We start from the raw sequence: 19,664 nt of genomic DNA, 5'->3' as shown, positions 1-19,664 counted from the left end.
CACCACCCGATCGGGCTCCGCGAGCCCCCCGCCCGAACAGCCCCGGCCAGGCGCCCCGGCCGCCGCCGGCGCGACGGCCTCCTCCGCCGGGAGCCGCGTTCACCCGGTCGGCGAACGCGGACAGAGCGGTGACCGCGGCGCTCTGGCTCGGCTCCGCGGGGTCGGGCAGATAGCCGGCAAAGCGGACGGCGTCGAAGTGCGGCGGTGGGACGAGCGCGGCGATCAGATCGTCCGGCCGCACCTGCGGCCGGCGGTCGACGAGGCGCTGCACCACCTCGCCAGCCTACGAAGCAGTCCGGGACGGGCCGCCCGCCGCACGCCGACGGGACCGAACTCACAGTGCCCAGGGCCGGTCGGAGCAGGACGAACAGGCCGGACAGCCGTCGATCGAGGGACGAGACGAACCGGGTGACTGTCCACCGACCGGCTACAGTCGGCTCGGTGCGACGCATCCTCCCGGTTCCTGGCACCCCCGACAGGCCAAGCACACCCGCGCCCCGCGCGACGCCGGGCGCCGGCGGTGCCGCCGCGGCAGATGATCCGATCGTCGGCGACGAGGTCGCCGCGAAGGCGGCCGAGGTCGACCTGGACGAGGCCTACGCCTACCCGCCCGCCGCGGGGCGGACCAGTTACGTCCGGGCGAACTTCGTCAGTTCCGCCGACGGGGCCGCGGAGGTGGGCGGCCGGTCCGGACCGCTGGGCGGCGCGGCGGACTGGCGCGTCTTCCAGCTGCTGCGCTGGCTCAGCGACGTGGTGCTCGTGGGCGCCGGCACCGTGCGCCACGAGAACTACGGGCCGGTGGTCGTCCCCCCCGAACGGCGGGAGCGGCGGCAGGCCGCGGGCCTCGCAGCGGTCCCCCCGATCGCCGTGGTCACCGCGACCGCGGGCCTCGACCCCGGCGCCCGGCTGTTCGACGCCGAGGTCCGCCCCGTCGTGCTCACCTGCGACGCCGCCCCACCGGCCAGGCGGCAGGCGCTCGCGGCGGTCGCCGAAGTCGTCCTCTGCGGTGACTCGACCGTCGACCCGGCGGCGGCCCTCGCAGCCCTGACCGACCGGGGGATGACCCGAGTGCTCACGGAGGGCGGCCCGCTACTGCACGCCCAGCTGGCCGGTTCCGGCCTGCTCGACGAGCTGTGCCTGACCGTGGCGCCGCTGTTGGCCGGCCCCGGTCGGATGGGCATCGTGGAGGGCCCGCCGTGGCCCGAGCCGGCCACGATGCGCCTGACCCAGGTGCTCATCGAGGACGACAACCTCTTCCTGCGTTACCTGCGCAGCCCGCACGACTCGTAACAACGGCGAGTTGCCGCGGTGGCGAGTTGCCGCGGTGGCGCGGACTTTCCCGACCGGACACCGAGAGCGCGATGCAATCTTCGGCAGACGCGGAACGCCGGTTTTCCGTGTCATGACGCCGCTGCCGACCCGGTAAAGATACGCTTGCCCCCATCCAGCCGAGGCGACTTCTGGCTGTTCCCTCGCCGTCGACCTGGCGCGGCACTCCTTCGGTAGCACCAGATCCAGGCGTCGGCGGGAGCACGGATCGGTCGCAGCGCGCTCTGATGCCTTACCGGGGGGGTAAGCAGTGCGTGACATCGCTCAAACACGTTCCGATCGGCTCCGTCAGGGCTCGGCGATGCATTCTCGCCCGCATAACGGCGGGCCGGGCCGCTGGCACCCGGGCAGCCTGCTCGCCCTGCTCGACGCGCCGGCAAGGGCCGCCCTGCTCACCCTCGGCCGGCACGAGGAGTTCGAGACCGGCCGGGCCCTGCTGCACCAGGGTGATCCCAGCACCCGCGTCTACGCCCTGCTCACCGGGACCGCCAAGGTCACGGTGACGACCGAGGGTGGTGACGATGCCTTCATCGCCCTTCGCGTGGCGGGTGACGTCGTCGGCGAGATGGCGATGCTGAGTGGATCGCCGCGCTCCGCGACCGTCACCGTGATCTCGCCGGTCGTCGCCCGGGTGATCGAGGCGGTGGCGTTTCGCGAGTTCCTGGACCGGTATCCGGCTGCGAACACAGCTTTGCAGGCGATGCTGGCCGACCGGCTCCGCTCGATGATGGATGACCGTGCCGCGCTCACCGGCAGCACCCTCGTGCGGCTCAGTCGGCTGCTCCTGCGGTTGTCATCGTCGCACGGACGCTCGTTTCCCCGGGGTGTCGTCATCGGCCTGCCCCTCAGCCAGCGTGACCTCGCGGGGCTGATCAATGCGGCCGAGGTATCCGTACAACGCGGAATCAGCCGGCTACGCGCCGACGGAATTCTCGCCGAGTCCGCGCGGGGCGGACTGGTGATAAAAGACGAAGCCGGACTGCGGCGCGTCGCCCATGGCGTCGGAGTCGCCGGCTGAATCCGCGGGAACCGCTGGCCGCGCCGATGCCGGGAGCATGGTGTGCCGGTGCCGGGAGCATGGATGGCCACGCCGGTGCCCATCGGATGATGGGGTGACCATCGCACGGCTGCGTCACGCTCCCCGGACGGCCCGCAGGTCGTCGGTTCTCCCGCGGAGGTGGCACGTGACGGGTCCGCTTCCCCCGGTCGGACCGGCGATTCGCCGACTCGGGCTGGCGGTGCGCCGGGTCGGCGACGGTGCCATGGTCCGCGGGCGGGTGTCGAGCGAGATCGAGCGCGGTGCCGTGGTCCTCGGTCTGCTCGAGGCCGCCATGCGCGCGGCCGGGCTGACTGCCCTGCACATCAGCCGGCAGGTCGAGCCGGACGGCGCCGTCGTCCTGCTCGCGGTCGGGATGGACGAGCCCGGGATGATCGGGCGGCTGGCCCACTTCCTGCGGATCGCCACCCGGCGGCTGAACATCCGGCGGCCACCGCAGCACCGGATCATGGTGCGCATCGCAGTGGACGAGGGGCTCGCGATGCTCGCCGGTGAACGCTTCGTCGGTGAGGTCGTCGACTCCGTCCGGCGCCTGTGCGGTGGCGCCGTGCAGCCACGGCCGCGGGCCGGCGACGCGCCGGGCCCGAACCCCGACGGGGATGTCGAGGTGCTGGTCTCCCCGCGGATCTATCACGATCTGCGGGTGCATGATCGGTGGCGGGCGGCCGGCCCGCGGCGGGCCGACCCGGACGGACGGGATCTTCGGATCCACGCCGACAGGTTCCGTCCCGTCCGCGTTCTGCTCCACGACGGTCGCACCGTCGCCGCCTGGGCCTGGTGAGGCGTCACGACCAGGCGCCGGTGAGCTGGAAGGCAGCCCATTTTTCCGGGTGGTGGCGGTATTCGGCCGCAAGACCCGCCACCGCCCGGCGAAACGCCTCCGCCCGGCTTGTCCCCTCGGTCAGCCAGATCCGCACCATCCGCCAGACGATCTCCAGACCGGTCTCCTCTCCGACCCACCACAGGCTCGCGAGCAGGCAGCGTGCCCCGGCGAGCAGGAAGGCGCGGCTGATCGCCAGTACGCCGTCGCTGGTGATCGGGCCCACCCCGGATCGGCAGGCGAGCAGGGCGACCAGCGGGCTGTCCAGCGACAGGGCGCGGATGTCGACGAAGCCCGCGTTCCCGCCGGCTCCGGAGTCGGGGTCGGGGTCCGAGGGCGGCGCGAGGACGATGTACCGGTCGCCGGCCCGCGTCCAGTCTGCGACGCCGTGCGTTCCGAGCACGATCACCTCCGCCGCCCGCGCCTCCCGCAGCCGGTCGAGCGTCGCCTCCGCACGCGAGTGGACCCGGGTGGCACCCGGCGGGAAGAGATCCCGGAAGAGTTCCTCGGCCTCCTCGAGTACCGGCAGTGAGGGCAGGCGGGCGGGCATCGGGGTGGGATTCACCAGCGCGCGCAGCCCGCTGGGTCTGGCCGGCGGCGCAGCGGTGATCCCGAGGGTGGCCAGCGTGCCGATCGAGGGCAGCAGGCTGAGGGCGAACCGCTCGTGCAGATAGCGGCCGTCGACGGCACCAGCTGAGCAGCCGGCACCAGCTGAGCAGCCGGCACCAGCCGAGTAGCCGGCACCCATCACACCGCGGTCGAGCAGGGCGGTCCATGGCACCCGCAGCAACGCACCGTGGGGCACGACCGCCAGGCCGTCGCCGTCACCCGGCAGGGCAGCCGGTGGGATCGGCACGATGAGGTGATCGTGCAGCCTGGCCAGTAGTTCGGTGGGATGACGGGTCGGGCGCGAGCCGCCCGGCTCGGCCGCGACGGTCGGATCCAGCGCGGCCAGCAGCTCTCCCGTCAGCGTGTCGAGAGTTGCCCGGGTGACCGCGAGGGGCACCGGGGTGATCGCCCCGGCCGGCGACACGAGCCAGGCCCAGCTGCGTTCCGGTCCGACGAGGTACTCGAGCACCGTACGGCCCCCCGCCGTCACCGCCGCGCGGATCGCCGCCGGGGACAGCGCCTCCACGGCGGCGCCCGCGAGAAGATCGGCCAGCGTGCGGGCGCGGCCGCGTTCCGCCGCCGCGAGCGCGGCATCCGGCCGTCCGAGGATGCAGAACAGGTCCGCGAGCGCCTCGAACACGTCGGTGGACGCGTCGAGCAGGTCGATCCGTTCCAGCTCGTCGGCCAACTGGCGCCGTCGCTGTTCGAGGGCATCGGTCTGGTTGGCGACGACGAGGGAGGCCGTGGCCCGCTCGATCGGCGCCAGATACGGCACGCGTCCCAGGGTGCTGTGCACGGCCGTGCTGTCCCGCAGTACCCGCAGCAGGGCACCCGGGTCGTCGTCGGACCGGTGGCAGGAGACGAGACGGGTGAGGATGTTCATCTCGTCGATCAGGACCGAATGCTGACGGAGCGGATCGGACCTGGTCCGTTCCTGCTCGGCACGGCATCCCGCCAGCGCCAGGTACAGCAGCGGGGTCGCGGCGGCGCGCTCGTGTGCCAGCACGCGGTCGAAGGCCAGGTCCCGGACGGCCCGCCAGCCGTCGTCACCAGCTGTGCCACCGACACCGCCGGGCTCACCGGGTATGACGCCGGGCAGCAGGCCCGGCCGGCGACGACCGGCGGCCCACTGCCGTTCGAACGCGGTCCCGGTCAGCTCGTCCGGCGTACGGGCCACGGCCGTTCCCGACACCGCCGCGTCATAGCCGACGGACGGGCCGAACGCCGCCACCGTCCGCGCGGTCAGCCGGCCCTCCACCCTCCACCGGACCGGGTGCCCCTCGACGCCCGCCGCACCGGCCGGGACCACCGCACCGGCCACGCTCGCCGAACCGCCGTGACCACCACGACCACCACGGCCGCCGCGGCCATCGCCCCCCGACGATGCCGGCCCCCGCGTGCCATCCGGGCGGAAGTGCAGCACCAGGCGGGCCTGCGCGACCGGCACCGGCATCGCGCCGAGGTAGGGAGCCTCGACGGAGACCGTCACCCCGAGCGCGGCCTCGTCGCCGCCACGCACCCGGCAGTCGAGCGTGCCGGCGGAGATCGACAGACCATAGTCCGCCGTCTCGATGCGGTTCAGCCCGGGAACGCTCGTCAGCCAGAGCACCTCGCCGACGTCGCCGAGCTCGGCCGGCGGCGATTCGGCCGCGGCAAGCAGGATCTCCACCGGATCCGCGCTGCCCGCCACCGGGTCGGCGACGGTGAGATCGGCTGCCAGCGGCCCGAAGGCGGCCGTGCCCACCGTGCCGGTCAGCTGGACCCGGAAGATCAGGGGCACGGGCACCCCGTCAAGCAGGTCCACCCCGAGCCGGTCCGGCCGATCCTCAGCGTCGGCCAGGGCCGCGCTCAGCGGGACCACCACCAGCCGCTCATCGTCCCGGCAGCGGTACTCGCCGACGAACCGCCAGCCGCTCACGGCCGGCGCGATCAGTCCCTGGACCGCCGCGTCCAGCCCCGGGGCACCGGACCGCGCGGCCGAGACGCGCCAGCCGTCCGCCGTGGTCTCGTACCAGCCGGACAGCGGGAAGAGGTCCTGACGGGCGTGGGCCGACGCGGGCGCGAACAGCAGCCGTCCGTCGGGATGCAGCGCCCAGCACGCGCGGGCGAAGCGGCGGGCGACTGACGGCCCGTGCGCCGCCCCGCCCCGACCCGACGCGGCGGGCGGCGAGACCGGCGGCGAGGCCAGCGGCGCCTGCCCGCTACCGAGGTCGACCTCGCCCGAGCCGACCAGGCACCTGATGCGTGCTGATGAGCCGCCGTCCCCGCCATCCGTGCTGGGCGGTGGCGCGCTGACGGCCGTGCGTGCCGGGCCACCTGTTCCCGCCTTCCAGCCGTCGAGGCGCCGCCGATGCTCCTGCCCGACACGCCAGCCGGCCAGGCCGACACGCGTTTCCCCCGATGTCACCGGTATCCCCCGTCACCGCTGATCAGTCTCGTCCGTATTGTGATGCACCCAAGGTGACCAAGGGGGCGATACGTGTATTCGGGTGATGCGTCGGATCAGCCGGGCGAGCCGATCTCGCCGCCGCCGGTACCGATGATGCGACCGTTGCGAGCCGACGAGATCCTCGCCCGTCGCGCCTTCGTCATCACGGAAAGCACTCTGAGCAGGGACGGCGAGCAGGACGAGTCCGAGGTCGGCGGCGTCACGTTCAGCTACATCATCCCGTCGATCATGCCACCGGAGGAGTTCCCGGCGTCCTTCTTCCTGCGCGTCGGGGTGGAGTCGATGCGCCACCTCGCCGTGCCGATCCCGTTCGACCTCGACGAGCTGCCCGGCGAGCTGAGCTACGGCCGGGTGCGGGTCAGCGTCGACATCGACGGCGAGTACGCCGCAGCGTTACAGCTTGCTCCCAGCCGGGAGGTCGTCGAGGTCCCGGCCGAGCCGAGGGCGGCGGCGGAGGACGACCGCGCGTCCACGATCGACGACCGGTGGCTGCGCGAGTTCAGCGGGCTCGCGGCCCAGTTCGGCGAGTACGTCGTCGCCAGGGGAGGCGACCCGGCCCCGCCGGTCGAGGCACGGCCGGTGTGCACCCCGTTCGGAGAGGGCAACCGCACGTTCGGTTGGACGTTCCAGGGCCAGCCGGGCCGGCCGCTGTGGCATCGGCACATCGCCGGGATGGTGTTGCTGGAGCTGCCGGCCGCCGCCGCCGAGCTGGCCGGCACTCTCAGCGCCGAAGCGGAGGTCCGCCGCCTCCGTCGGGGCCGGTTCCAGGACGTCCCGGCACCGGCCCGGGAGCCGGTCCGCTTCCGCGTCGCGCTGCCACCGCACTCGGCGGCACGTCCATAGATCCGCGCGGCGGCCGACAGCCCTGCTCTCAGGGCCCGAACGGACGCTCGATGAACCATTCACCGATCCGTTCGGGCGGCACCAGCCCCCTCGGCTGCACGCGGCCGGTGGGCCGACCGTCGGCACCGGGCGCAGCCGGGGCATCCGTGGCAGGCACATCCGTGGCCGGGGCATCCGTGGCGTGCACGGCTGTCTTCCCGGTGGCCAGATCGGTGGCGCCCCGCACCTGGGGTCCGGCGCCGGGTCCCGAGCGCCGGTCCACCGGCCCCTCGCCCTCGACGCCGATCCCGGGCCCGACCCAGAGATAGGCGTCCACCGGGGCTTCGGCGTCCCGTTCCTGCACGGTGATGATGGTGAAATCCTGTGGCTGCAGCTCGGAATCCGCGGGTACGACCACGCTGGTGAACAGGTCCTCAGTCAGCACGAGAACAAGCTGACGGGACGGGTCCTCGGTCAGCGCGTCCTTGGTGGGGGCGGCGTCGAGCATGCGAAAAACCCTGATGACGTCCGCGCCGCTGAGCCCCCCCTTCGGACTCGCCCCGGCGACAACTCCCTGGCCGAGGGCGAGCCGCAGCCGCAACGGCTGCGGAAAGGCACCGCGCCGGTTATGGGTGCTCACCTGGTTGCGGATGGACCGGACCAGGTCCGCGACGGTGCGGGCCTCGTTGATGGCTGCCGGCAACACCACGAGGGCCGAGTCACCCTTGTCGCCCTCGAGATACACCTCGCCGGGATTCGCCACCGCATCCGCGAAGGCGCGGCGCATCAGCCTCTTGAGAACCTTCTGGGCCTCCTTCTGCCGGTGGCCGGGCAGGGATCCGAAGCCAGCGATGTCCACGGCGTGCAGGAGCCGCCGCTGGCCGAGCAACGATCGTCGATCCACGCTCATGCCGGACGAATAGTCGATGACGCCGAATTCGTCAACTACAGGTGAGGTCGCCGGATTGGCCCTGCCTCTCCTACCGTGCGCGAACGGGCGAGAGGGGGAGACATGTCAGATCCGACCGCGTCCCGCCCGGCCGAGGACGCGCTACCGCAGGTCCGGCGGGCATCCCCACCGACCCGAGTGCTGCTGTGGTGCGCGGGCGTGGACCCCACCAAGCTGGGGAGCATCCGCCTGCGGCTGCTCTACTCCGCGTACGGCCTGTTCCTGCTGCTCGTCGCGATCCTGGCTGCCACCTCGTTCACGGTGTTCGGCTCGGTGGTGGTCGGTCACTTCAATCCGTTGCTGTTACCGTTCGGGCTGCTGTGGGCGATGTTCATCTTCGCCGCCGACCGGGTGATCGTGATGGAACCCAAACGGCCCCGGTCACACCGGTCCGAGCGCCGTCGACGCGGCCGGGCGGGCCGACGCGGCGCAGGCGACGACACCGTGCTGGTGACCGGGCTGCTCGCGCCGGATCGCTCGCCGGGCGCCGCGGCCGAGGCGGCGGCCAACCGGCCCGCGGCCGCGGCTCCCCCCGGCGCCCCGGACCTCCCCGACAACACCGGACCCGCCGCCGGCTGGCGGCCCGTGCCGCCCGACCTCGACCCGGCGCCGTCCCGGGTGTCGACCCTCGCGAAGTACGCGTTGCGTTTCACGCTCGCGGTCCTCGCGGCGCTGCTCGTCAGCGAAGCGCTGCTGCTCATCATCTTCGCCCCCGAGGTCAATCAGAAACTCGCCGACACCCACCACACCCTCATCCAGGACAAGCGGGAGCAGCTGCGGGCCGAAGAACTCGCCCCGCTCCAGGCGAAACTCGCGAGCCTCGACACAAGGATCGGCGCCGACCAGCCGGTGGTCGACGGGCTGTTCACGCAGGTGACCGACCAGGGTGCCCACATCACCCCCGCGGAGGAGTTCCTGCCGACCGGAAAGGCCTACCACCTTCTCGTCAGTGACTACAACACCAGGAATGACGCGCTCCAGGCGGAGATCCGGGAGCGCAACACCACCGATCGGTCGGTCCAGGGCCTGACGGCGAAGCCGTTGCCGGCCGCTCCCGCCGACTTTCTCGCCAAGGTGGCGCGCAGCGACGGTTTCCTCGCCCGCCATGCGGCCCTCAACCAGATCGTGCACGAGAACCGGTCGCTCGCCCAGTGGCTGTGGATCATCCGAGGGACCCTGCTGGCCTTCGACCTGCTGCCGCTGGTCATCAAGATGCTCGCCCGGCCGAGCCCCTACGACGAGGCCATCGCGCTGCAGGACGCCGCGCTCAGCGAGCACAACGCCACGATGTTCGACGCCCGTCGCTACGCGACGGCCCTGGAGGCGAGCGTGGCTCGGGCGGGTATGCGGGCCTGGCACACCACCGAACTGGACTACATCGATTTCGTCGAACGCAACGGGGTGCGGTCGCTGGAATGGCGGGCGCGCCGGCCACCGGGGGCAGGGAAGGGGAACTCCTGATGACCGAGTACGAACAGATCGCTGCGCTCCGCAGGAAGGCGGCGGACGCGCTCACCGGCCTGGCGAACGACCCACCGCCCGAGTCGGGCCCAGGTCGGTTGACCGAGCTTCGCCAGGAGATCCGCGACCTCGCCACCTCGATCCTCGACAAGGCCTCCGCACCGGTGTCCATCGCCACCGTCGGCGGGTATTCCAACGGGAAGTCGGCGCTGCTCGGCGCGCTGCTCGGCGCACCTCGCCTCCTGCCGACGAATCCGTCGCCGACCACGGGGAACGTGACCGTCCTGCGGCTGCGCGCCGGGACTGTCGGCGCGCCTACCAGCATCACCGAGGCGACCGTCGAGTTCATGACGGTGGACGAGATCGACGCGTGCATCACGTTCATCCTCGACCGGCTCGTCGAGCACAGCGAGGCGTCCGGCCTGGATCTGGAGGCCGACTCGCTGCGGGGCGCCCGGCCCCGCGCCGAGGGCTGGGAACGGGTCGACGCCTGGTGCCGCACGCGGCTGTGGGGGAAGGCCGGCCCGGACAACCTCGGCAAGCAGATGGCGCTGGAGCTCGCTCGGATCCGGGACGCACTCGGCGAGGTCCACCAGCAGCCCGCGGCGCTGGGCGGGCGGCCCTGGCGCATCGACCCCGGGCTGATCGCCGAAGGGGTGAACCTGCCCGCCCAGAGCGCCGTGCCCACCGCCTATCCCGAGTATCGACCCCGCCGCCGGCCGTTGACCTGGGCTGATCCGTTGGGAACCGAACACCTCGCGGCGGCGTTCCCGCTGATCCGCCGGATCGTCTGCACGGTGTCGGTCGACCCGCGGGCCTGGCCCCTGGAGGACCTGCACGGGTTGGAGGTGGAGATCCGGGACTTCCCCGGGCTCGGCGCCGACGGCTCCGGCAGCCGGGATCTCTACCTGAGCCGACACGAGCTGCGCGGCATCGACGCGATCCTCGCCGTCCTGCACGCGCCCAAGCCGGTGACGCACCCGTTGGAGGCCTACTACGCACAGCTGCGCACGCTCGGCTACGGCGACGACGACCTCAACCGGGCGACCGTGGTCGCCGCGAACTTCTTCGACCAGGTGGGTCCCCCCGTCGGCGCCCCCGCGACCCGGTTGAACGGCCTGCTGGACCGGGCCTCGCTGTTGCGGGATGTGTGCGTCGCCGCCGAGAACCTCACCGTGCGCAGCCAGGCTCGGGGGGAACCGCTCGACCGCCTCGTGCTGGTGTCGGCGCTGGCGGCGCTGGCCGGCGCGGGCGTCGCTCCCCCGGGCATCGACGCGGTGTCGGCCGTCGCGCAGCGCAGCGCGTGGAGCGCCACCGGGCAGGCTCTCGCACGCGGCGACGAGGGACGTCCGGGACGGCGGATCGCCGAGCTGCTGGGCGAGTACGGCTACGACAGCGGTCTGTCGGAGCTGCGCCGCGTGGTCGAGGAGCACGCCCGCGTGCACGGCCTCGCCAACAAGATCGCCCAGCTGCGCCGGGCGGAGCAGCGGCTCGATCTCGCCACGAGCCGCTACGCCGAGCAGCTGACCTGGTTGCGCAACCGGAACACGCCGACGTCGGACCAGGATGGGCGGGACCTGCGCGAGCTGGTCGGCGAGCTCGCCGCCGCCACCAACGCGATGCGCCGCGACCTCGCCCACTTCCGCGCCCCGCATCGGCTGACAACCGAGCGGGACGGCACGCGCGTTGCCCTGCTGCGGGCGATCGCGGCCGATTCCCGGCAGGAGGTCGACAGCTGGCCGCACTGGGGAATAATCATCGATCGACTGGACGCGACCCATCCGTGGATCCGCCAGCTGGACCAGGCCACCGGCCCCGCAGGCAGCGGCCACCCCGACGACCACCCGTTCGATGACGGGCCGGTCGACGACGATGTCGACGACGACCTCGGCCCCCGACCCGACAATCCGCAGTACGGCGCGACGAACGGCGTGGCCGTGCCGAACCACGGCAGCGTGCTCGTCGACCAGTTCGCCCGCAGCGCGGCCTCCCTCGTCACGAGGTACCGCGCGGTTCTGCTCGACGTCGTCGGCGACTGGGAAGGCCGCCAGCGGGAGCGCTTCGCACTGCTGGAGCCGCGGCTGGCCGACGAGCGGATCCGGGCGCTCGTCGTACGGCTGTTCCCCGACCGGGTCAGCCGCATCGACCGCCTCGTCGGCGACGCCAGAATGCGGCACCGGGTCGCCACCTGGCTGACCGGACTCGACTCGGCCGCAGCCGCCGCGGAAGCCCGCCAGGACCGCCGGCGCAGGGCGGCCCCCTTCGACCCCGACCGGAGGCTGCCGTGGCATCCGGAGGTCATCCGCGTGACGGACGAGGTGAACCGCTCGCAGTCCCACCGGGACCGCCACGTGTTCACCGTGAACCGGATGCGGCTGGCGGCCGAGAGCCGGCTGACCGAACTCGTGCAGGGCGAGATCGTCGAGCTGCTCGCCCGGATCGGGCCGGTCCTCGACCGCTACCTCGACAACCTCGGCGCCGGCATCCCGTCGGCGCGGCACCTCGAGGAGCTGCTCCGGACCTCCGGCAGCGGGTCGTGAGCCCAGCACGTCGACGGCAGGGCCGGCGTGGGCCGGCGATGTGGAAGCGAGAACGGGAGGAAGCCCGATGAGCGGGTTCGTGATCCGATCCACCCCGGGTGCCGCGCTGCGCGAGCCCTACCAACCGTGGATGGGTGACGGCTGGGCGGCCAGCCCCGGCGGGGTCCTCGACCAAGGCTACGTGATGCCCCGCATCCGCCTGATCGCCGAGCGGGACGGCCAGCGGCTGCCCGCGATCCGAGTGGAGGTGGCCGGCTCGACGCCCGAGGCACTGCGGCGCTGGCTGCTCGACTCCTGGTGCCAACCCGTGCCACCGGACGCGCCGGCCACGATCGAGACGCCGTTGACCCGCCCGGTGGACCTGCCGACCGACGTCGCGGCGGCCGCCGCCGGTCAGACCGTGGCCATCACCTGGTTCGCGACCTGGCCCGGTGGCACCACCCAGGCCACCCTGCGACTGGAGCTGCCCACTGACTGGTTCGCCGCCTCGCCGGCCGGGGCTGGCGAGGCGTCGGCGGGGGCTGGCGAGGCGTCGGCGGGGGCTGCCAAGGACGGAACGGGAGCCGCCGAGGAGCCGGCGTCGAACCAGGCGATCGGCTTCACCGTCATCGACTTCGGGACGACGGCGATCACGGCGACGATGAGCTACCGGGACAAGGTGGACCTCACCACCCCGATCGACTACCACCAGGCCGAAGTGCTGGCGAAGGAGTTCGCGACCCTGCTGAGCGCCGAGGCGCCGGCCGAGGTGGAGGTCGACGCGTGGGCGACGCTGCGCGCGCGGCTGGCCGAGGAGCTCGGCGCGCGAGGGGAGAGCCGGGACCTGGCCGACATCGCGGCCTTCCTCGCCGACGGGATGGACGACAACCAGGCCGTTGTCAGCAGCGTGGCCGCGGCCGTCGAGGTGGTGGCGCGCCAGGCCGACTCCCCGGCCGTCCGGGCCCTGGCCCGGCTACGCGACGACTGTTTCCGCGCGGCGTTCGCCGTACCACCCCGCGACCTGACCGGCATGTTCCCGGTGACGTACTCCGCCGACGATGACACGTACAGCACCCTGTCCAGCGCCGTGCACATCACCGACCTGCGCCGGCTCGACCTCCGGCTGTGGCACCGGGAGGTTCCGCCACCCGGCGTCGAGGTCACCGTGCGCGGTCTCAAGTCGGAGTTCCGCAACCTCGGTGCCCCGCCCCGGCTGGACTCGCTGGCCGAGTTCCGCCAGCTCGACGCGGACGCCCAGCGGGCCGCGGCCAAGCACACCTCGGCTGACCTCGTCGAGAGGGCGTTCGCCGCGCTGCGCAACCCGCTGGAGGACTTCGCGGCCCGCGACCCCCGCATCACGAGGACGATCGACACCGAGGAGAAGCGGCGCCAGCTACGCGGGCGCATCGTCGTCACCTACCCCACGATGATGCCGCCGGACGTGCGCGAACACCTCATGGCGGTGGTCGGCCGCGCGTTTCGCGACCCGGTCACCGGCCGGGACGCGGACACCGGCGACAGCACCTTCGACGAGGGCGTGGGCGCCGCGCTGTACTTCACGATGCTCACGGTGGGAGCCAGTGAGGAGCTCGGCGCCGAGCTGCTGCGGGCCGGCGCGCATCCGGTGCGCACCGGCGGCGGGGGCGGGCGCTGGCGGCGGATCATCCTCGTCATCGACATCGGCGGCGGTACCACCGACATCGCACTGGTCCGCCTCAACCTCACCGAGATCGAGGCCGATGCCTACGGCCGCCGCTTCGAGCTGCGACCCGAGGTACTCGGCGCCACCGGGCATCCTCAGCTCGGCGGCAACTATCTGACCCTGCGCGTGCTGTACTGGATCAAGGCACTGATCGCCGACGAGCTGCTCGCCTGGAAGGCCGGGACGGACGGCGGGCACGGGCCCGAGAATGCCGCGGCACCTGGTGGCCACCGGTCGTTCGCCGCGCGCATCCTCGACCAGGGCGCGGCCAAGCCCGTCCCCGGCGCGGTGCGTCGGGAGCTGGACAGGCTGGTCCCGACGCACGGGGCGCAGCGGGCCGCCGTGTTCGCCAAGCTGTGGGATGAGGCGGAACAGGCGAAGAAGGCCCTGGGCGCGCGGGATCGGGTCATGGGCAAGCCGTATCCCATCCCGAACGCGCAGACCCTCGTCGATCTGCCCGCGCAGTTCGCCGACGCGCCCGCGATCGAACTGCACCTGTCCCCGGCGGACTTCGCCCGCGTCGTCCGCCCGGTCGTCGACCGGGCGGCGCAGATCGCGGCCGACCTCGTCGTGGGCGTGTTCAGCGCAGCTCCCGACGATGCCCTGGCCCTGGACCAGATCGCGTTGTGCGGGCGCACGAGCGGCATGCCCATGGTGCGCCAGGCCGTCGTCGACCGGTTGGCCGTCACCGACCTGCGGGAGGGCACCCCGCTGGTCTGGAACGAGGACGCGGTCGTCGTCGAGGAACGGTCCGCCAAGGAGGCCGTGTCGATGGGGGTGGCCTGGGCGGTCGGGTTCGGTCACAGCGTCCGGTACGCCCAGGCGGACGACAGCGGCGTCGACCGGGTCGCGTTGCGCACCGGCCTGCAGATCGAGACCAACACGCTGGTTACCAGGCTGCCGTGCTCGTTCGACCTCGTCGGCGCGATCGGCGGGCCGGATCGGGTGCTGCGCATGGGCGACCCGCTGGTGTGCGGCGTGGCGGGCACCCGGCCGTCCGCGCGGTCCCGCTGGATGGAGCTGCGCAACGACGTGGAACTGTTCCGGCCGATCGACGCCACCGTGCCGATCCAGTGGGCCCGTTTCCGGGTCAGGGATCATGCGGGCGGCCACGACGTGACGGGCGAGAGGTGGGCGGGTAGCTCCCAGCACCACGGTCCCCGGGTACTCATGCAGGTCGTCGTCGACGACGGTCTGCGCGCGTCGGTCAACCTCAGCCTCGGTCGGGGCCACATCAAGGTCGAGGGACCGGGTGTGGACGTGGGCGCCGCCCTGCCCTCCACCTCCGGCGGCGGTAACCACCGACACTTCGGGTCGACCTCCGGGGAACGGAAGATCACCGGATGGCCCTGGCCGATTGTCGCCGTCGCGAAGGGGCAGGACGCGCGGAAGGCGGGCACGCTCGTCCTGCCCGTGCCGGTCGATGCGTCGAGCGCCTTCCCGGAGACCTTCGTCCTTGTCGCCCCGCGCGAACCGGCCGAGCAGCCCGGGCGCCTGGTGCGGGGCGTGCTGTCCCGGATCCCGCTGCCGCCGCCGGGCCGGACCGGGTTCTGGGAACTGGTCGCGCTGCCACCGGAGGGGGCGCCCGAGACACTCGGCGAGCTGGCCGTCCCACCGGTTGAGGCGGCGCCGGGAGCGGTCCACCTGCTGTCGCTGGACGCGACGGGACGGGCCCGGATCCACCTCGGCTGGCCGGAGTACCTGGCGGCCCGAGACCTCGCCGAGGTCGAACTGCGCCCGGGCGCGGTGCTCACCGTGCCGATGAGCCCGACGGTGCAGGACTTCGACGCGGACCTCTACCCCTTCAACGGCACGCACTGACGGCTGGGCAGGCCCGTCGTGGCGCGGGACCCCACGACGCCACGACGCCACGACGCCACGACGACGAAAGGTATGCGATGCAGACAGCGGCGGCCGGCGGTCCCGATCGAGCCGGCAGGCCTGACGGCCCGGGGACCGTCTACTCCCTCGACGGAGGCGGCCGTGCCCGCGGCGCGGACGGGGAGGACGAACCGCTCGTGACGTTGCGGTATCTGCCCCTGCTCCTCGCGCGGGCGGACACCGATCCGGCCGCGGCCGAGACCGGGGCGGCGATTCGTCAGGCGTGGCACGCCCTGACCAGCGCGTCGGTCCGGGAGAACGCCAAGGTGTGGGAGGGTGCCATCGGCGAGGTGGAAGAGATCCTGCGCGCGGGCCGCCGGGGCCGCTCGCACCCGGCACCCACCGACCCGACGGACCCCACCGACTCCGGCCACAGCGGGCAGGAGCCCACCGGCCTCGGGCCGGCCAGGACCGCCGCTGATGGCGACGCATCCGCCACGCCTTTCGACGCATTCATGCGCGATCTCCTGAGCTCATCTCCGCTCGACGCACTGGGTCTGACGCCCCCCGTCGGGGAGGCCGCCTTCCCCGTCTGGCTACGCTGCACCATGGTGCGGCTGCCGTCCGACCAGGAGGCCGAACTGGCCGTCCGGACTCTCGATGCGCTGGGCCCCGCCTGGCGCGAGCCGCTGGCCCAGGCGCTCGACCTGGTCAGCGTGGCAGCGGATGTGCAGGAGCGGCTGGGGCCGGACGGACTCGCCCGGTTCGAGACGCTCGCGGCGACGGCCAGTGCCGTGCTTCGCCTGGTCGACCTCGACGACGAGCTGTACTGCGCCCATTCCAGTGTCGCGCCCCCCGCCGTCGGGGTGTCCCTGCGTGGGCACGGCGACCACCGATCCCAGTACCGCACGGCGTTCCTGAACCATCTGCGGTATCTCCGACTGGATCTGGACGACGCGGAGAAAGTCGTGACCCAACTGCTCGGCATCCACGAGCTGGTCGCCTCCGTCTACACCTGGCCGCTGCCCGCCCCGGGAAGCTGGTGGGCCGAGGCGCTGGCCACGGTGCGGGCCGAGGTCGTCCGCGCCGTCGACGAACTCCAACGGGAGGATCCGGGCATCCCACGTCAGCTGACTGCGATCTCCGGTCGGTACGCCGACGTCCGGCGGTTCACCCTCGGCGACGGTGACCTGCGCGTGGTGTGTCCGGGCCGGGTAGGCGAGGTGATCCGGGAACTGCGCCCCTACTACCGCAACGACGCACGGGAGTTCCGCGGCCGGGCGATGTACGGCGGGACCGAATGATCCCGTCCGCGGCGCAGGGTCGAACACACCGGCGCGGCCAGCGCGCCGGCCGCCGACCCCAGCGATCATGATGTTTCACGGAGCCGGCTCCCGGTGAAGCGGAGTCGGTGGTGGCCGCGTTTTATCCACAGGCCGACGATTCCCACAGCCGTCGTCCACAGGATCCGATAAGGAGCGGCACGACTCTGCGCCGCGTTGTTAGCGTCGCCGCACCGAACCTGACCCGACGGTGGTGGTATGCGGATGACGATCCCCGATGAAGCCCGGACGACGGCGGCCGGCGCGCTCGGCGCGGTGGCGCGCACCCGGCGGGAGGTGACGGCCGCCCTGGACCGGGTCGCGGCCACCGGCGCCGGCGCGTGGGACGGCCGGGCGGCGCAGCTGTGGGCCGACCAGATGCGGCGCCTCGCCGCCGAGGCGACCGCCCTGCTCGACCGTTGCCTGCTGGTCTGCGAGCAGGCCCGCTCGGGCCCGGCCGGAGCGCCGACGGCGCCCGGCGCCCCGCCGCGGGCGATCGGCTGACGCCGGTGGTGAGCCTCGGTGCCGGCGTCCACCTCGCCGCTGTGGCCCTACCCCCCGGGTCCGGTGCGGGCGGGGACCGCGTGGTCCTCGATCCCGTCCGGCTCCGCCCGCTTGCGGCTGCGGTGCGGGCTGCCGGCGAGGCTCTGCACTCCGGGGCGCGGACGGTCGCCCACGCCTTGGCGCAGGTGGGCGGCCCGGCCGGTTGGGCGGCTCGACTGGCCCGGCTCGGCGACGAGCTCGATGCCGACGCCACGATGCTGCGCCGCCGGCTCGCGCTGGCGGAGAGCGCCGACGATGCGGAGCGGTCCTTCGCCGCGACGGCAGCTGTCATCGCGCCGGCCGTGCTCCGCGCACCAGCGCTCCTCGATGCCCGACCCGCCCTCGGCACCGAGGCCACCTCCAGGGGCGAGACCGAGGCCGTTCCCGACACTGTGCGCGCAGGAGCGGCAGCAGCCGCCGCAGGCCGGGCCGCGGCCCGGTCGCTGTTGTCCGGCGTCGGGCCGGCGGGCGCGGGCGGGCACCCGGCCCGCGCGACCGATCCCCGCGCCGGGCGGCGGCTGGGATCACCGGCGGGTCGCGGCGCACCATCGGCCAGCCTGCAGGAAGTGCTGGGCCTGCTGGGCGCGCAAGCCGGCGACCCCGGCTTCATCGCCGGCTTCTACGACGCGCTCGGGCCGACCGGGCTCGCGCAGCTGCTCACCATCGTCTCCGGACGGGCCCGTGGGCCGATGGTCAACCGGCCGGCGCTGCCGTCCGGGGTGGACCGGCGGGACGCCGAGGGCGTTCTCGGCCGGACGTTTGCCGCTTATACCCGCGGCCGGTCGCTCGACGACTCCTGGCTGGGCCGGTTCAACACCCGGGGACGCCTCGACCACGCCGAGACCGTGCTGCTGACCCCGTTGCTGGCGGTCGGCCACGTCGACGGCGCGTTACTCGACCGGCTGGGCCGGCTGGCCTTCGGCCCCGGGATCGGGCCACCGGAACCCGGTGCACCGGCGGCCGGCCGGGCGCCGGCGCCCGGTCAGGTCGTGGGCACGGTGCTCCGCGCGACGGCGGACCGCGGGTACCGGGGCGCGTTGCTGGCCGCGATCGCCGCCGAACCGGCGCTGGCGGCCCGGTTCACCACGCGGTACGTCGAGGCGGTCCTGGGCGGCGCCGCCATCGCGGAGCTGGGGCTACCGGTAGCCGTCGGGCTCGACGACGCAACCGGGCGGGCCTGGTCCGGGCTGATCGCCGCGGCCGGCGGTCCGGCGGCGCGGCAGGCGGATCCGCGCGGCTCGGCGGACTTCGTCGCCCGCCTCGCCGGGGCCGTCCACGCCGCCGACGGGCCGGCACTGCCGCTGCACCTGCGCGCCGCTCTCGTCCCCGCGCTGCGGACGTACCGGGAGGAGATGTACGACGCGGTGACGGCGGTCGTTCCCGGGCCGGTCTCCCCGCCGGCGGCGGCACCCGCCGCTCGGGAGGTCCCGGTCGCGGCGTGGCGGGCATTGCTGCGGGAATGCCTGCGCGGCGGTGCGCTCGCCGGGCTGCTCGGTCGGGATGCCGCGGCCTACGCGGCCGGGCTCGACGAGCGGGTGGCGGGGCGCACGCGGGGCTGGAATGCCACGGGCGGCGGCTACCCGTCGAGCCCGCGGGCGCTGGGCTACCTGCGAGGTGCTCGGGCGCAGGCGTTCTTCGCCGGCGCCCTCGGCGACGCCGTCGACGCGGTGCTACGCGAGCATGCGCAAGCCGGGTCGGCCCACCGTCGGCGACAGGCGGTGATCCTCGACCTGCTCGGCACGGTGGCCACGTCGATCGACCCGACGGATCCGGCCGCCACATTCGTCCATCTCGGCGTCGGGGTGACGGTGGACATGGTTGAGGCCCTCATGCGGGAGCGCTACCGCGACGTGTCCACCGTCCGGCCGGCGTGGATCCTCGCCCAGCTGCGGGAGGCATCGCGGGTCGGCCCGCAGTGGGCCGCGGCCTACGAGGCGAGCGCCCGCCAGCTCTGGGCGCGCCGCGCCGGGGACCCGCTACGACCGATCGCGGTGACCGGCGGCGACGGGCGGCGACGGGTGTACACCGGGGATCCGCACACCGACGGATACATCACCGGTCCGGCGACGGATTTCCTCGACACGGCGGGCAGTCCCCGACCGGCCGCGGCGATGACCCCGGCGCAACGAGGCGCGTACCTGGCCTGGCTGGAGAGTCCGGCACTGGTCGCCAACAACGACCGGCTGCCCATCCTCGCCGGGGCAGCGGCGCTCGGCGAGGCGCGGATCCCGCCGGACGAGGCGCTGCGGCCGAACAGTTGA

The 19,664-nt window shown here is 73.5% G+C and carries 12 protein-coding genes and 1 pseudogene; 10 read left to right on the top strand and 3 right to left on the bottom strand.

Features of this window, described 5'->3' with window-relative positions; genetic code table 11:
• Positions 1-274, bottom strand: a pseudogene (locus NBZ85_RS02420) (cell division protein ZapE); the annotation flags it as partial.
• 167 nt (positions 275-441) lie between these two features.
• Between NBZ85_RS02420 and NBZ85_RS02415 the strand changes: the two are divergent.
• The 3 genes from NBZ85_RS02415 to NBZ85_RS02405 all read left to right on the top strand — a co-directional run bounded on the left by NBZ85_RS02415 (position 442) and on the right by NBZ85_RS02405 (position 3,167).
• Complete coding sequence (locus NBZ85_RS02415; protein WP_372517651.1) at positions 442-1,290, top strand: pyrimidine reductase family protein; 849 nt, start codon at positions 442-444, stop codon at positions 1,288-1,290.
• A 340-nt stretch (positions 1,291-1,630) separates the two neighbouring features.
• The gene (locus NBZ85_RS02410; protein WP_261554070.1) at positions 1,631-2,347 is read left to right on the top strand and encodes a Crp/Fnr family transcriptional regulator; all 717 of its coding nucleotides are present in this window, start codon (positions 1,631-1,633) and stop codon (positions 2,345-2,347) included.
• A gap of 166 nt (positions 2,348-2,513) precedes the next feature.
• Positions 2,514-3,167 carry a hypothetical protein gene (locus NBZ85_RS02405; protein WP_261554071.1) on the top strand — a complete coding sequence of 218 codons (654 nt, stop codon included), beginning with the start codon at positions 2,514-2,516 and terminating at the stop codon, positions 3,165-3,167.
• 4 nt (positions 3,168-3,171) lie between these two features.
• On the opposite strand, the gene NBZ85_RS32505 is transcribed toward NBZ85_RS02405, so the two are convergent.
• Complete coding sequence (locus tag NBZ85_RS32505; protein WP_261561444.1) at positions 3,172-6,222, bottom strand: CHAT domain-containing protein; 3,051 nt, start codon at positions 6,220-6,222, stop codon at positions 3,172-3,174.
• Positions 6,223-6,294: 72 nt separating this feature from the next.
• Between NBZ85_RS32505 and NBZ85_RS02395 the strand changes: the two genes are divergently transcribed.
• On the top strand, positions 6,295-7,107 hold the full coding sequence (locus tag NBZ85_RS02395; RefSeq protein WP_261554073.1) for a hypothetical protein: 813 nt from the start codon (positions 6,295-6,297) through the stop codon (positions 7,105-7,107).
• Between the two features lie 28 nt (positions 7,108-7,135).
• Here the strand turns inward: NBZ85_RS02395 and NBZ85_RS02390 are convergent, their stop codons facing one another.
• Positions 7,136-7,996: a hypothetical protein gene (locus NBZ85_RS02390; RefSeq protein ID WP_261554074.1), complete on the bottom strand. Its 861-nt coding sequence runs from the start codon at positions 7,994-7,996 to the stop codon at positions 7,136-7,138.
• A gap of 102 nt (positions 7,997-8,098) precedes the next feature.
• Here NBZ85_RS02390 and NBZ85_RS02385 point away from each other — a divergent pair, with 102 nt between their 5' ends.
• From NBZ85_RS02385 to NBZ85_RS02360, 6 genes are all read left to right on the top strand, one after another.
• Complete coding sequence (locus tag NBZ85_RS02385; RefSeq protein WP_261554075.1) at positions 8,099-9,496, top strand: DUF4407 domain-containing protein; 1,398 nt, start codon at positions 8,099-8,101, stop codon at positions 9,494-9,496.
• Positions 9,496-12,036, top strand: a complete 2,541-nt coding sequence (locus tag NBZ85_RS02380) for a dynamin family protein (protein WP_261561443.1) — start codon at positions 9,496-9,498, stop codon at positions 12,034-12,036. Before NBZ85_RS02385 ends, NBZ85_RS02380 begins: the two co-directional genes overlap by 1 nt.
• Before the next feature lie 67 nt (positions 12,037-12,103).
• Complete coding sequence (locus NBZ85_RS02375; protein WP_261561442.1) at positions 12,104-15,538, top strand: acetate and sugar kinases/Hsc70/actin family protein; 3,435 nt, start codon at positions 12,104-12,106, stop codon at positions 15,536-15,538.
• A 77-nt stretch (positions 15,539-15,615) separates the two neighbouring features.
• On the top strand, positions 15,616-16,842 hold the full coding sequence (locus tag NBZ85_RS02370) for a hypothetical protein (protein WP_261554078.1): 1,227 nt from the start codon (positions 15,616-15,618) through the stop codon (positions 16,840-16,842).
• Between the two features lie 243 nt (positions 16,843-17,085).
• Positions 17,086-17,364 carry a hypothetical protein gene (locus tag NBZ85_RS02365; protein ID WP_261554079.1) on the top strand — a complete coding sequence of 93 codons (279 nt, stop codon included), beginning with the start codon at positions 17,086-17,088 and terminating at the stop codon, positions 17,362-17,364.
• 5 nt (positions 17,365-17,369) lie between these two features.
• Positions 17,370-19,664, top strand: a complete 2,295-nt coding sequence (locus NBZ85_RS02360) for a hypothetical protein (RefSeq protein WP_261561441.1) — start codon at positions 17,370-17,372, stop codon at positions 19,662-19,664.

Source organism: Frankia tisae, from assembly GCF_025403405.1.
Lineage (GTDB): Bacteria > Actinomycetota > Actinomycetes > Frankiales > Frankiaceae > Frankia > Frankia tisai.
Note: the sequence above shows the minus strand (reverse complement) of the source record. Positions and strands in the feature narration are given on the sequence as shown.

Excerpts from the sequence above, each read along its gene's own strand:
- NBZ85_RS02390 (WP_261554074.1), bottom strand. The coding sequence starts at position 7,996 with ATGAGCGTGGATCGACGATCGTTGCTCGGCCAGCGGCGGCTCCTGCAC.
- NBZ85_RS02370 (WP_261554078.1), top strand. The coding sequence starts at position 15,616 with ATGCAGACAGCGGCGGCCGGCGGTCCCGATCGAGCCGGCAGGCCTGAC.
- NBZ85_RS02410 (WP_261554070.1), top strand. The coding sequence starts at position 1,631 with ATGCATTCTCGCCCGCATAACGGCGGGCCGGGCCGCTGGCACCCGGGC.
- NBZ85_RS02380 (WP_261561443.1), top strand. The coding sequence starts at position 9,496 with ATGACCGAGTACGAACAGATCGCTGCGCTCCGCAGGAAGGCGGCGGAC.
- NBZ85_RS02375 (WP_261561442.1), top strand. The coding sequence starts at position 12,104 with ATGAGCGGGTTCGTGATCCGATCCACCCCGGGTGCCGCGCTGCGCGAG.
- NBZ85_RS02365 (WP_261554079.1), top strand. The coding sequence starts at position 17,086 with ATGACGATCCCCGATGAAGCCCGGACGACGGCGGCCGGCGCGCTCGGC.
- NBZ85_RS02385 (WP_261554075.1), top strand. The coding sequence starts at position 8,099 with ATGTCAGATCCGACCGCGTCCCGCCCGGCCGAGGACGCGCTACCGCAG.